The following is a 12,891-nucleotide window of genomic DNA, read 5'->3' on the forward strand; positions in this document are numbered from 1 at the left end:
ATAACTCAGGTTGCATGACTTCAGACATGGCGTGCTGGAACAGCGCCCATCATAGCTGCGTCGCAGCTTGTTCCCCTTCCCCCACTCCGTTATGGTTGCTCGTCACATCGGCTCGTCGCGTCATATTCGTCGCGGTTACGGACGAGTGTGGTGTTTGTTTCCACGGGGAGTCACCAAATGCTTTTCCAGCGCGTCAAGTCGCTCGACCAGATTCTCGCCACCGCCGAGAAAAAAGGCCTCACACGGCAGCTCGGTCCCTTCCAGCTCACCATGCTCGGTATCGGCGCCATCATCGGCACCGGCATTTTCGTGCTGACTGCCGAAGCCGGCCAGAAAGCAGGCCCCGGCATGATGGTCGCCTTCGTGATCGCCGCCGTGGTCTGCGCGTTGGCCGCACTGGCCTATGCCGAACTGGCTTCGATGGTGCCAGTGGCTGGCTCCGCCTACACCTACACCTACGGCGTGCTCGGCGAGAGTGTGGCCTGGGTTGTCGGCTGGGCACTGGTGCTGGAGTACACGATCGCTGCCAGTACGGTCTGCGTCGGCTGGTCGGGCTACGTGAATGGCCTGCTGGCCAACCGCGGGTTCGGGCTTCCGGAATTCCTGCGCACCGGTCCGATGGACGGCGGCACGTTCAATCTGCTCGCTTTCCTGATCGGACTGGCTGTCACCTTCCTGCTGGTCGTGGGCACCTCCAAGTCGGCCAAGGTCAATGCCTTTCTGGTGCTGATCAAGGTCGCGGCACTGACCGTGTTCATCTTCGTGGCGCTGCCTGCCGTGAAGGATCCGAACTTCCACCCGTTCGTGCCGAATGGCTGGGGCAGTCCGATGGGAGGTATCGGCGTGCTTGGCGCAGCCGCCTCGATCTTCTTTGCGTACGTCGGCTTCGACGCCGTGTCGACGGCAGCCGAGGAGACCAAGAACCCGAACCGCAACATCCCGATCGGCCTGATCGGCTCGCTGGGCGTGTGCACCGTCTATTACCTGTTGGTGAGTTATGGAGCCGTCGGTTCGGTGGGAGCCCAGCCGATGCTCGGTCCGGACGGCATGGCACTGCAGCCGGGCACGCCCGAAATGGCAGCCGCCTGCCATGCCTCGCAGGCACTCGTCTGCAGCAAGGAGGCCCTGGCACACGTCGTGCGCCTGCTTGACCACAACACACTGGGCAACCTGATCGGCTTCGCAGCCAGCATTGCCCTGCCGTCGGTCATCCTGACCATGACCTACGGACAGACCCGCATCTTCTTCACCATGGCCCGCGACGGCCTGCTGCCGAGCTCGCTGGCCAAGATCCATCCGCGCTTCCATACGCCGCATGTGATCACCCTCATCACCGGCACCTTCGTCTCCCTGTTCGGCGCCATGTTCCCGGTGGGCATACTGGCGGACGTCACCAACTCGGGCACCTTGTTTGCCTTCATGATGGTGGCGCTCGGCGTGCTGATCCTGCGCAAGAAGCAGCCTGACCGGCCACGCCCGTTCCGCACACCGATGGCCTGGCTGGTTTGCCCGCTTGCCGTGATCGGTTGTCTGCTGCTGTTCTTCAACCTTTCGCTGAAGACCATCATCATCTTCTTCAGCTGGGCAGCAGTCGGCTTGGTGATCTACTACCTCTACGGTTACCGCAAGAGCCATCTGGCCAACGGTACCGAGCCGGATTGATCCGACAGCCCGTCACTTCGCCCGCAACATTGCCGGCACGGTGGACACCGTGCCGGTGTCATATCCGGAATGCCCATGCTCAAGCAGCTACTTGCCCGCAAGACCGATTTCTCGAACGTCGACGAAGGTGACGGCCCCGGCCTGAGGCGGACGCTGGGCCCATGGGGCCTCACCGCTCTCGGCATCGGCGCGGTGATCGGCGGCGGCATCTTCGTGATCACCGGCCAGGCTGCGGCCGAGCATGCGGGACCGGCGATCATCCTCGCGTTTGTGATCGCAGCCATCTGCTGCAGCTTCACCGCACTGTGCTACGCCGAGTTCGCCACCCTGATCCCGATGTCGGGCAGTTCGTATTCCTACGCCTATGCCACGCTGGGCGAGTTGATGGCGTGGTTCATCGGCTGGAACATGGTGCTCGAATACGGCGTCTCCGCCTCGGCAGTCGCGGTCAGCTGGACTGGCTATTTTACCAGCCTGCTCGATCACATCGGCATCCATCTGCCTGCCGTGTTGACGAATGCGCCACTTGCCTACATGGACGGTCATCTCGTGACGACCGGCGCGCTGTTCAACCTGCCTGCGGTCGGCATCGTGCTGGCGCTGACCTGGTTGTGTTACGTCGGCATCCGCGAATCCAGCGGTGCGAACTTGGCGATGGTGATCCTCAAGGTCGGCCTGATCATCATCGTGATCGCGGCTGGCTGGCATTACGTGAACACGGACTACTGGCACCCGTTCATCCCTGCCAGTCAAGGTCCGGAGAAATACGGCTGGCCGGGCATCATGCGTGCGGCAACGCTGGTGTTCTTCGCCTATATCGGATTCGAGGCGACCTCGACCGCGGCACAGGAAGCAAAAAACCCCCAGCGCGACCTGCCGATCGCCACGCTGGCGTCGCTGGCCATCTGCACCGTGCTGTACATCGGTGTCGCTGCGGTGATCACCGGGCTGCTGCCGTTCGACCAGCTCGGCACCAGCGAACCGGTCGTCACTGCCGTGAGGGCGCACGCCGAGCTCGGCTGGTTGCGCTGGCTGGTCGAGATCGGTGCCTTGATCGGACTGTCGTCGGTGGTTCTGGTCATGATCATCGCGCAGCCACGCATCTTCATGATCATGGGTCGTGATGGCCTGCTGCCGCCGGTATTCGCCAAGATCCACCCGCGTTATCACACGCCACACATCAACACCGTCATCACCGGCGTCGGCATCGCGGCACTCGCGGCGGTATTTCCGCTCGATGTGCTCGGCGATCTCGTCTCGATGGGCACCCTGATCGCCTTCGTCGCCGTTTGCGCCGGCGTGCTGATCCTGCGTCGCACGCGCCCCGACCTGCCGCGCACGTTCCGCGTGCCGTGGGCACCCGTCACCTGCGTGCTCGGCGTCCTCAGCTGCCTCACCCTGTTGTACTGGGAGAACTGGTACCAGTGGCTGCTGCTGGGTATCTGGACGGTGCTCGGCATGGCGATCTATTTCGGCTATGGCCGCCGGCATAGTCGGTTGCGTGATCTGCCCTCGGCATGATTGACGCGAAATTGCTGCATCGCCGTCTAATTTCGTGAAAATTCACTGAATTTCTGCGATCTTTCAATAAATCATGGTGCCTGCTCCCAGGGCGAATACTCTTAAAAATCAGTCAAGTTTTTCACTTCAAGTTGCTGTTTATTAAAGATTTAACGAGAAATTTTCGGTAGAATTTCGCAGTCTCATCGCCCAATCGTCGATCGCGGGAGTATCATCCGCAGTCCGCGGGTTGATCACTTGGCAGTGGGCCCCGGATCGCCGTCCGGCGCGTCAGGTGGGCCAGCTCCTCAGCCTGACGCGTCGGGCAGCACTTTCTCCCGACCACTCGCGTCATCGCCCCCCCCTTTTTGTATTTTTCTGCGCGTGGTCGCCACGAGCAGCGCTCGCGTGTCGCTCATGCAAACAAAAAGGCCGGCGACACCGCCGGCCTATCATCGACCTCACATGCAACGTGACGCGCCAGGCTCAAGCCTTCTTCGGCGTGTGTGACACGCACCAGCCCTTCGCGTTAACCGACTTGCCCGGGAACAGCTGGCACGGACCGCGACCGGTGGCAGCACCACTGTAGAACTGGCAATTCGAGCAATCGTCGCCGGCCTTGTGCCTGGCGTTGACGGACTTGCTGGCGTCTTCCACGTAACCGAGTGCCTTGGCCGTCGGATCCGTTTCGGTCACCGGCGGCAGATCGGCCGCGCGCACAAGACGTGGCAGCCCGCCTGCGACCACGGCAACAGCAGCCGAACCAGCCACTATCTTGAGGAACCGGCGACGTGATTCGATATCTTTCTCGTTCGACATGGGCAAGCCTCCGTCGGTGCAATCTGTCCGGCGCACCCTGCGCCGGATTCGCGTTGATGTTACGCGTACCCACGCAATGTTTCCTGACTTGCGAGAATGGCTCTCAGTTACAGCCGGGGCGCGGCCCGGCACATGATATGATTGCTCCTCATTTGGACGTCCAAACCCATGCCCCAGACCCTGCCTGCCACGATTGACGCCAACCGATTCGGCACCTGCGCGGACGCCATCGCGGAGACGGCACGCGAGCTGTCGGCACTGGGCTGGACACCGGCCACCAGCAGCAATTTCTCGATGCGGGTCGATGCAGAGCACGCCGCGATCACCATCTCGGGCCGGCACAAGGGCCGGCTTGGCCGCGACGACATCATGCTGATCGATCTGGACGGCAAACCCGTCGGCACCGATGCCCGCCCCAGCGCCGAGACGGCGCTGCATACCCAGATCTACCGGCGCTGGCCGGAAATACACGCCGTGCTGCACACCCATTCGCGCACGCAGAGCGTGGCCTCGCGCCTCTTCGCAAGCGACGGTGCAATCCGGCTGCAGGGCTGGGAACTGCAGAAGGCGATCACCGGCTACAGCACGCACGACAGTGTGCTGGAGATCCCGGTGTTCCCGAACACCCAGCACATGCCCGAGCTGGTCGCCCGGGTCGACGCCTGGCTGGATGCGGGCAAGCCGTTGCACGCGTACCTGATCGACGGCCACGGCATCTATGCCTGGGGTCGCGACATGGCCGACGCCGAACGCCATCTCGAAGCACTGGAATTCCTGCTCGGTTGCGAGCTGGACCTGAGAAAACTGAGGGCACCATGAGCCGATTGCGCATCTTCGACGAATCCCGGCCGCAGTCACCGCTGGCCGAGCATCTTGAACACGCCTCGATTGCCCATGAACTGGGCAAGGTCGGCGTCCGTTTCGAGCAGTGGGAAGCCAGCCAGCCAATCGCGCCCGGCGCCAGTCAGGACGAGGTGATCACTGCCTACCGCAGCGACATCGACCGGCTGATGGCCGAAAAGGGCTACCAGGCCGTCGACGTGATCAGCCTCGCCCCCGACCACCCCGACCGTGCCGTGCTGCGCCAGAAATTCCTCAGCGAGCACACCCACAGCGAAGATGAAGTGCGCTTCTTCGTGGCCGGCTCAGGCCAGTTCACCCTGCACATCAATGCCAAGGTCTACGATATCCTGTGTGAACAGGGCGACCTGATCGGCGTGCCGGACGGCACCCGCCACTGGTTCGACATGAGCGAGACTCCCAGCTTCGTGGCGATCCGGCTGTTCACCAACAAGGAAGGTTGGGTGGCGAACTTCACCGGTGACGACATCGCCCAGCGTTTTCCGCGGATGCAGCCACGCCAGACCGTGACAGGCTGAAGTATGGCGGCGCCCTGATTGCCGCAACCGCGGCGGTGCGCACATTTGCGCGCCCTGTCTGCAACGCAACGCGACAGCCATTCGATTATGCTGTTGGCTCTTTTTCCGCCAGCGCCGTCATGATCGAAATTCGCGCCATCGTCACCGACATCGAGGGCACCACCAGCTCGATCAGCTTCGTCCGCGACGTGTTGTTTCCGTATGCGCGCAAGCGGTTGCCTGCCTTCATCGAAACCCATGGCGACCGCCCCGAAGTGCAGCACTGGCTGCACGAAGCCGCCGTGGAAGCAGGCCTCGTCGAGGCCAGCCGGCAGGACATCGTCGAACTGCTGCTGCAATGGATCGACCAGGATCGCAAGTCCACCGCATTGAAAGCGTTGCAGGGCATGATCTGGAAAGACGGCTACGCGGCTGGTGACTACCGCGCCCACTTCTATCCCGAAGTCGCTGCCCGACTTCGGGACTGGCGCGCCAACGGACTGCACTTGTACATCTACTCTTCCGGTTCGGTGCCGGCGCAGCAGTTGTTTTTCCGTTACAGCGAGGCCGGCGACCTGACCCCGCTGCTTGCCGGCTACTTCGACACCGAAACCGGCCCGAAGCGGGAGACCGAATCCTATCAACGCATCGCCGCAGCAATCGATGAACAGCCTGGACACATCCTGTTCCTGTCCGACATCGTGGAGGAACTCGACGCGGCACGGGCCGCGGGCTTCCACACCGGCTGGCTGATCCGCGAACCGCTGGCATGGCCGACCGAACCACTCCATCCTGCCTATCGCGACTTCAACGCGATCACTCCCTGAGCCCAGGCGCGAACCCGCCATGCGCACCATCCTGACTACCCTGCTTGCCTTTGCAGCCGGCGTGCTGCTGATGCTGCTGCTGCCTGGCCGTGCCGGTCAGACATCGAGCACCAACTCACCCATGCCTGCCACAGCGACTTCCACGACGATCATCTCCGGCAGCAGTTCACCCGATGAGCCTTCCTCCAGCGGGACCGCCGCCGACAGCGGTGATGACTGGCCAAACTCCGGTCCAACCCCCGAGCAGGTGATCTACGCGCAGCCGAAGATGGTCCGCGACGCACTGGCAAAACTCACGCCACGCGTGGCCGGCAAGCCGAACCTGTACCTGCTGGCGTTTGCCGGCGATGGTGGCGAGGACGTGTTCCGCAACGAGGCCGAATACGCAGCACAGCTGTTCGCCCGTCGATTTGGAGCCACTACCCACAGCGTCGTGCTTGAAAACAATCCAGCCACCCTCGCCACGCGTCCACTGGCCAGCTGGAGCAACCTGGAAGCCGCGCTCGACGGCCTGGACAAGGCAATGCAGCCAGACCAGGACATTCTGCTGCTCTACGTCACCAGTCACGGCGGTGAGGATCACAACCTGCTGGTCGACATGGACCCGCTGCCGCTCGATCAGATCGGTGCTCAGGATCTGGCTGACATCCTTGCCAAGCGGCATTTCAGGTGGAAGGTCGTCGTGGTCAATGCCTGCTATTCCGGCGGTTTCGTGCCACCGCTGCATGGCACAGGCACCCTGGTACTCACTGCTGCGCGTACCGACCGCAGCTCGTTCGGCTGCGGCAGCGATTCGGACATCACCTACTTCGGCAGGGCATGGCTGGTGGATGCACTGAATCGCACCCCGGATTTCGTCGATGCGTTCAAGCAGGCCAGCGGCGAGATCAGCCAGTGGGAGCAGCAGGACAAACTCACCGCGTCGGAACCGCAGATCGATATCGGCATCGGCATCGCGGATCAGCTCGCGCTGTGGCGCAAGGGCTTTACGCCAGGCCCTGCGGTGGCATTCAAGCCGACGGTGCCGGCGCCGACCAGTACAACATCGATAGCACAGTAATCTGGAACCTTGGCAACGCCAACTTCACCCGCGCGGTTTGCTCCGCGCGCGCTTTCTGGCACTCACGGCGCGGAGCTCCTCTTTGGCCGCTGAGGTTCCGCCGCCGCTCATCTGTTCCATCCACGACAAGGTGTCGACGTACGACAGGAACTGCTGGAGGTACCCTGGCGAAAGCTCGCGCATCAGTGTGAGCGATCGGTGTACGAGGCTGCCCGAATTGAGCGGACCCGCATTGGCGGGGACTTGCTCCAGCGACTGCCGCGCCTGGCTGTCCGTGCGGACCCCGGACCAGATTTTCCTGAACTCATCGAGCGCCTCCAAAGCCGGAAAAGCGGTGCGCTGGGGCATCGTGTCACGCACGGCGGAATTGTCGCCGCGCGTCGCCGGGTGGTGGGCGATGTGATCGATCAGTCCGCCTAGCGCTCCACGGGCGGGCGGGCGCGGTGGCGTAGCACTGTCGACATGACCTACCCTGGATACCGCCATGTCGAGATCGGCCGCATAGGCCCCGATCAGCGTGGACAGCCTGTCGTCCAGAATGCGTCTCGTCTCGCCGGCATAACCTGCCGCACGTCGCTCCAGCGCCTCGATGAAATGAAACCGCAGGGGATGCAGGCGATCGACGCCCCGCCCGCGCCACGCGTCAAGTATCGCCCGGGCGCGTGTCCCGTTATCAGTCATGAGGCGTCACGGTGGCGGTCGGCTGTGTAGCAGCCGACTGTTTCGGGATGGGTGAAATTTCCACGCGCCGGTTCCGCGCCCGCCCCTCGTCATCGGCATTCGAGCTCACCGGTTGCTCGGCACCAAACGCGGCGGCGAATACCGAGGAGGCCGGGAGGCCATCGGCGATCAACGCACGGGTCACGGTCAACGCGCGCTCGGCGGACAGCTCCCAGTTGTCGGCGAACTGCCGGTTGCCATCACGCACTTGCCGGTCGTCAGTGAAGCCACTCACCATCAGGATCTCGTCGCGAGACTTGAGATAGTCGGAAAGGGGCGCCGCCAGACTCTTCAATACCTCGCGCCCTTCCGGCTGAAGCTGATCAGAGTTCAGCGCGAACAACACGCTGCCGCGAATACCGATGCGCCCATTGACGAGCGTCACCCGGCCAGCGGCCAGCGGAACCGCCAATGCCTGCTCCAAGGTCATGCGGCGCTGCGCCTCGGCCTGTCGCTGTTTGACCGCTTCATCGAGCTTGTTCGAGAGTTGCAGCTGTACGCCGATCACGCCCACCAGGATCAGCACGAACACACCCAGCAGCACTGACATCAGGTCGCCGAAGGCGGCCCAGATCGGTGCGGTCGATTCCTCGACGCCATCAAGTTCGTCGCTCATGCCATTTCGGCTCCAGCGAGCGCCCGTTGGCCGGCGAGCTGCTGCATTTCCTCGATGATCTGCTGCTGCGACAGCATGCTCAGGTCGATCACTTCCCTCGCCTGTGCGACGTAATAGGCCAGCTGCTCGTCACTGCGCACGAGCGACTTGTCCAACGCGGCTTCGATGCGCTGCAGGTGATCCATCAACAAGCCGTTCGACTCGCCGAACGTCTGTACGGCTGCGCCAAATACCTCGCCCAGGCTCGCCACCTCGACGGCACTCCCGGTGACTTGCGCGGCCATCGCGCCGAGCTTGCCGGTTTCAGCCTCGATGTGGTCGGTGAACCGCGTGCCGACACGCTCCAGCAGATCCGCCGACGTGGCCACCAGCGCATCGACGGCCAACCGTTGCTCGGTGGACGCGTGGTTCACGGCATCGAGCAAGGTATCGAGCGTGACCATCAGGCGACTACGCTCCTCCAGCATGGCGGTATCGCGGACCATGCTGTCGGAGAGTTTCTGGCGTAGCTCGGCGACGACTTCGGCCGCCGCCTTGGGCGCTTCGGACGCGGCTTCCACAAGCCGGGAAATCTCGGCGATCGTGTCGCTGGCGTGTGCCTGTGTCTGTGCCGAGATATCGTGCGCAGTCCTCGCGAGGGTGTCGCAGATCTCCTGCTGCCGGCTCGCTGCGTACTCGCCCGCCTGCTCCCAGTGCTTGCTCAATGCAGCGCTCATCGAACTGAACGAATCTGTCCAGGTCGTCAAGCGTTCCTGGTCCCGCGATTCCAGCACCGCCTGCAAGCCCGCATGCGACTGGTGCACGCTGCGAACCAGCGACGTGGCATGCTCCTCGAACGTCGCCACAGCCATGGTCAACGCTTGCTGATTGCGTGCCGCCAGTTCCTCGTTGACGGCTTCTTGCTTTGACAGCGCGTTGTTCCACGCGCTCACCGCGTTGCCCGCCGTGGCGTCGAGGCGTGCAGCGACGCCTTCCAATAGACCCGCCGAGCGTTGCTCGAAGGTTTCGGTAAATCGCTGCAGTGAGCTGCGCATATCTTGAACAAGCGCCTCGTTCGAGCGCTGCTGCTCCGCCAGTGCATCGTTCCAGATCGTCGCCATGGTCGTGGTGGTCGCCTCAAGGCCGGTCGACAGCCCCTCCAGCTGACGCTGCACAGCGTGCGTGACTGTGTCGTGCAGCGATGCCGTTTCACGGGCGAGACCGGCCATCGTGGCTTCCACGGCCGGTTGCAGCGCCGCTCCGACAGCAATTGCACTCGTGGCGACGCTCTCCTTCAACGACGCTTCCACGGAGGAGGCAAGGCGCGCGTAGGTGGCCTCGGTCTTCGCGTCGAAAGTTTCCTGGCTAGCCATCTGCCGCTCGCTGGTGGCCATGCTTTGTTGCTCTATGGTCGCCATCATCGTTTGCAGACGATCGACCAGGGTAGGCATCCATTCGGTCTGCTGCTGCAGGAGCTTGAACGATTCCTCGCGCTGATGGCTCTGCGAGTAGATGCGCAACGTCGTCGCGATTTTCACGTCCAGCAACTGCACCGCCTGCAGCCGCTCACGCCGGCATAGCGCAGAAAGCAGCCCGAGCATCGCCGAGCTGGCCACGCCCGCGATCGAGGTGCCGAACGCAAACCCCAGCCCCTTGACCGGTGCGGCGAGTGATCCGCGGATAGCCTGTAGATCCGTCGCGCTTTCCAGCGCCATGCCGGTGCCGCGAAGGGTCGCCATCATGCCCAGCAATGTGCCCAGCATGCCCAGCAAGACAAGCAGGCCCACCAGATACGGTGTCAGCGCCGGTACCGGCAACGCCGCGCGCTCACCCTCGATGCGCAGGCGTGTCGCGTTGCGCAGGCTGGGATGCAGGCGGCCGAACCAGTCACTCAAGCTGACCGGCGCGGCGGACAAATCCGTCACCGCGCGCGTCAGCGTGAACGTGGCTTCCCGATAGCGGTGCAGCTCAAGACCACCCGCCAGATAGCACGTGCCAATCAACATCGTGACGGCTAGCCCCAGCGGGTTCGATCCGACGTAGCCGGCACCGATCGAGCACACCGCAACCAGACCTACGAAAAATACCGTGAGATTAAGCAGATTTCTGAACATGACGTTCCAATGAGTTGGTACGAAGCGCTGCGAGCAGCCCCTCGACCGGGTGAAAACGAACGTCCAGTTCGGCGAGCAACACGCTCTGCACGTCCTTGCGAAACACATCCAGCCATGCCCCAGGCGCTATCGCCGGGGCATCCTCCGATACCTGTGCGTCGGCCAGCGCCTTCTGCTCGGTCTGACGCAATCGCTCGAAATGTTCCCCGAGTAACGCCGGCACGTGGCCCAATAGAGTCTGCTCACGCGGACTCAGTGCACGCTCCATCACCGCATCCACAGCCGCCAGCCGCGCCATGTCGGCCGTCGTCTGGGCGAGCATGTCGCGCAGACGACCTCGCAGGCTACCCGTAGCCGCCTGCATCGACCGCTGGATGGCGAGATAGCGCTGACGAAACGCCGAGTAATCGACCGCCTCATTCGCGCCCCCTTCCTCGGCTGACGCGTGTTCAGCACCACGCTCCCTTGAGGTGGCGAATGTGCGGTCGCCAGTAATGGTACTGACCAGCGAGGTACGCACACGGACGCACTCGTTCTCCTCCACGCTGCCAAAGGTCGACATGTCAAAGGCCGCCTCAGAGGGCTTGCCGTCAAGCGTCGTGGACAACGCAACCGCGTGAGTCCAGTCGAGCCATTGGCCTAGCCGGTCCGACAACGATTGTCTGGATGGGGAAACGTCAACGTCCGTCAGGCGAGCAAGCAAGCGTATGAACGTCGGGCCTCGGACATTCGTCCGTTGATGAGCTTGCACCATATTTCTGGCTGAAAAATCGCCATTTTACACGCTAAGCGGGCGATGACGGCTGCCTGTCGATTGGCCTGCAAGCAGCCGAGGCGGCCAGCCAGCATAAGGGCGGCGTCCGATTTCGACTGCGGCCACCGCCCAAAGCTGCCATTCAAGCCGGAGGTCCAATGTCCGGCTTTGCACTGGCTTGTTAGCCGGGTGTGCGGCAGATAGAGTCCCTTTGGATCAGCCGGTTAGACGGGTCGTTCAGCGACGTGGAAAAGATGTAAAACCGGACGTCGACATCTGTCTATTAGGTGGTTAGGCATCACGAAGGAATCACTGTGTCACGTCAGCTATTGAGCCAATCATGCGCGTGCAATTGCGGCGAATCGCGATTCGCGGTGAGCGGAATGCCAATCACTCGCCTGCTGTGTCATTGCACGATCTGCCAATCTGTCTACAAGCAGCCGTTCGCAGATGTCACGGCTTGGTGGGGAGGAGCCATTACCTTGCCAGAACGTCACAACGTTCAATTCAAGAAGTATCGCGCACCGCCAGCACTTCGCCGAGGAACGTGCGGGTCCTGTGGCATGCCAGTCGTCGGTTTTCTGCGGCTAGCGCCGTTCCTGAAGTTGGCCTTCGTCCCTTCGGCGAACTTCCCCGACCAAGCTGCACTGCCGAAGCCCAAAGCGCACATCTTCTATCACCGCCGCCTCACGGACGCCAGCGACAATCTTCCCAAAGTCAGCGGCTACTGGCCAAGTGAGCTCACCGTCACGAAACTCGTCATGGGCGGCATGTTTGGTGCAACAAGCAACGCCTAACTCCAGTGTTGCGTCGCACTCGTGAAGGACTACCACCAGGCCACAAGGACAACCATGATCGGTGATATTCGTCGACCTCAAGTTTGCGTATTGGGAAGCGCGGAGCCGGGATCCAAGGCATACGATTTGGCTGGAGATGCTGGGGAACTGCTCGCTCGTTTAGGAATTACCGTGATCAGTGGATGCGGAAGCCCAGCCACTCGCGTCGCGGCGCAACGGGCCCAAGCCGCAGGCGGCATGGTAGTTAGCATCATCACCAGCGCCGACATGCCTGCACCAGACTGGCCGGCAACTGTGGTGATTCCGTGTGGTATGGGCGATGCGAGAAATCTACTCATGGCGCTTGCCGGTGACGCATGTATTGTTATCGGAGGTCGTGCCGGCACCATCTCGGAAGTATGTCTTGCCTGGCTGCATCACCGGCCACTTCTCCCTCTCGTGGGCTGCGGCGGCTGGTCCGATGGAGTGCTCGAGAATCCACCGGACGAAAGGCAGAATTCACCGATCCTGCCCTGGGGATCGGTGGAGGCTCTTGAGAGCCAACTCGGCACGCTGGGCTTGCTTAAGTCCCATGGAAGTTCGAGGGCGGATCCCGCCACGGCCTAGCTGTTCCGCGAAACGGATGAGCATTCGGAAAGCGTTTCCAACCGGTCGATGCAACCGATTGATGAAATCGTTCGGCCGG

At 62.6% G+C, this 12,891-nt stretch carries 13 protein-coding genes; 8 read left to right on the top strand and 5 right to left on the bottom strand.

Annotated elements, in window-relative coordinates; translation table 11 throughout:
• Positions 1 to 177: 177 nt before the first annotated feature.
• Complete coding sequence (locus B0E50_RS14050) at positions 178 to 1,662, top strand: amino acid permease (RefSeq protein ID WP_077441909.1); 1,485 nt, start codon at positions 178 to 180, stop codon at positions 1,660 to 1,662.
• A gap of 75 nt (positions 1,663 to 1,737) precedes the next feature.
• On the top strand, positions 1,738 to 3,183 hold the full coding sequence (locus B0E50_RS14055) for an amino acid permease (protein WP_077441910.1): 1,446 nt from the start codon (positions 1,738 to 1,740) through the stop codon (positions 3,181 to 3,183).
• Between the two features lie 465 nt (positions 3,184 to 3,648).
• Here B0E50_RS14055 and B0E50_RS14060 read toward each other — a convergent pair whose 3' ends face one another.
• Positions 3,649 to 3,981 carry a high-potential iron-sulfur protein gene (locus tag B0E50_RS14060; protein ID WP_077441911.1) on the bottom strand — a complete coding sequence of 111 codons (333 nt, stop codon included), beginning with the start codon at positions 3,979 to 3,981 and terminating at the stop codon, positions 3,649 to 3,651.
• 168 nt (positions 3,982 to 4,149) lie between these two features.
• Here B0E50_RS14060 and B0E50_RS14065 point away from each other — a divergent pair, with 168 nt between their 5' ends.
• The 4 genes from B0E50_RS14065 to B0E50_RS14080 all read left to right on the top strand — a co-directional run bounded on the left by B0E50_RS14065 (position 4,150) and on the right by B0E50_RS14080 (position 7,226).
• Positions 4,150 to 4,800, top strand: coding sequence for a methylthioribulose 1-phosphate dehydratase (locus tag B0E50_RS14065; protein WP_077441912.1), 651 nt, complete (start codon positions 4,150 to 4,152; stop codon positions 4,798 to 4,800).
• Positions 4,797 to 5,360 carry an acireductone dioxygenase gene (locus B0E50_RS14070; protein ID WP_077441913.1) on the top strand — a complete coding sequence of 188 codons (564 nt, stop codon included), beginning with the start codon at positions 4,797 to 4,799 and terminating at the stop codon, positions 5,358 to 5,360. The genes B0E50_RS14065 and B0E50_RS14070 overlap by 4 nt, the downstream gene beginning before the upstream one ends.
• Positions 5,361 to 5,479: 119 nt before the next feature.
• Positions 5,480 to 6,166, top strand: a complete 687-nt coding sequence (mtnC, locus tag B0E50_RS14075; RefSeq protein ID WP_077441914.1) for an acireductone synthase — start codon at positions 5,480 to 5,482, stop codon at positions 6,164 to 6,166.
• 19 nt (positions 6,167 to 6,185) lie between these two features.
• Positions 6,186 to 7,226 (top strand): C13 family peptidase, encoded by a 1,041-nt coding sequence (locus B0E50_RS14080; RefSeq protein WP_077441915.1) that lies wholly within the window; start codon positions 6,186 to 6,188, stop codon positions 7,224 to 7,226.
• 24 nt (positions 7,227 to 7,250) lie between these two features.
• Here the strand turns inward: B0E50_RS14080 and B0E50_RS14085 are convergent, their stop codons facing one another.
• The 4 genes from B0E50_RS14085 to B0E50_RS14100 are packed head-to-tail and all read right to left on the bottom strand — an operon-like array spanning position 7,251 to position 11,409.
• Positions 7,251 to 7,907 (bottom strand): DUF2894 domain-containing protein, encoded by a 657-nt coding sequence (locus tag B0E50_RS14085; protein ID WP_077441916.1) that lies wholly within the window; start codon positions 7,905 to 7,907, stop codon positions 7,251 to 7,253.
• Positions 7,900 to 8,562, bottom strand: a complete 663-nt coding sequence (locus B0E50_RS14090; protein WP_077441917.1) for an OmpA family protein — start codon at positions 8,560 to 8,562, stop codon at positions 7,900 to 7,902. Before B0E50_RS14090 ends, B0E50_RS14085 begins: the two co-directional genes overlap by 8 nt.
• Positions 8,559 to 10,655, bottom strand: coding sequence for a DUF802 domain-containing protein (locus tag B0E50_RS14095; RefSeq protein ID WP_077441918.1), 2,097 nt, complete (start codon positions 10,653 to 10,655; stop codon positions 8,559 to 8,561). The genes B0E50_RS14090 and B0E50_RS14095 overlap by 4 nt, the downstream gene beginning before the upstream one ends.
• Entirely contained in the window at positions 10,636 to 11,409 is a 774-nt protein-coding gene (locus B0E50_RS14100; RefSeq protein ID WP_077441919.1) for a DUF3348 domain-containing protein, read from the bottom strand. The genes B0E50_RS14095 and B0E50_RS14100 overlap by 20 nt, the downstream gene beginning before the upstream one ends.
• Before the next feature lie 383 nt (positions 11,410 to 11,792).
• Between B0E50_RS14100 and B0E50_RS14105 the strand changes: the two genes are divergently transcribed.
• Positions 11,793 to 12,206 (top strand): GFA family protein, encoded by a 414-nt coding sequence (locus tag B0E50_RS14105; protein ID WP_077441920.1) that lies wholly within the window; start codon positions 11,793 to 11,795, stop codon positions 12,204 to 12,206.
• 54 nt (positions 12,207 to 12,260) lie between these two features.
• Entirely contained in the window at positions 12,261 to 12,812 is a 552-nt protein-coding gene (locus B0E50_RS14110; RefSeq protein WP_077442023.1) for a Rossmann fold nucleotide-binding protein, read from the top strand.
• Positions 12,813 to 12,891: the final 79 nt, after the last annotated feature.

The organism is Rhodanobacter sp. C01 (assembly GCF_002001045.1).
In the GTDB taxonomy this organism is placed as follows: Bacteria; Pseudomonadota; Gammaproteobacteria; order Xanthomonadales; family Rhodanobacteraceae; genus Rhodanobacter.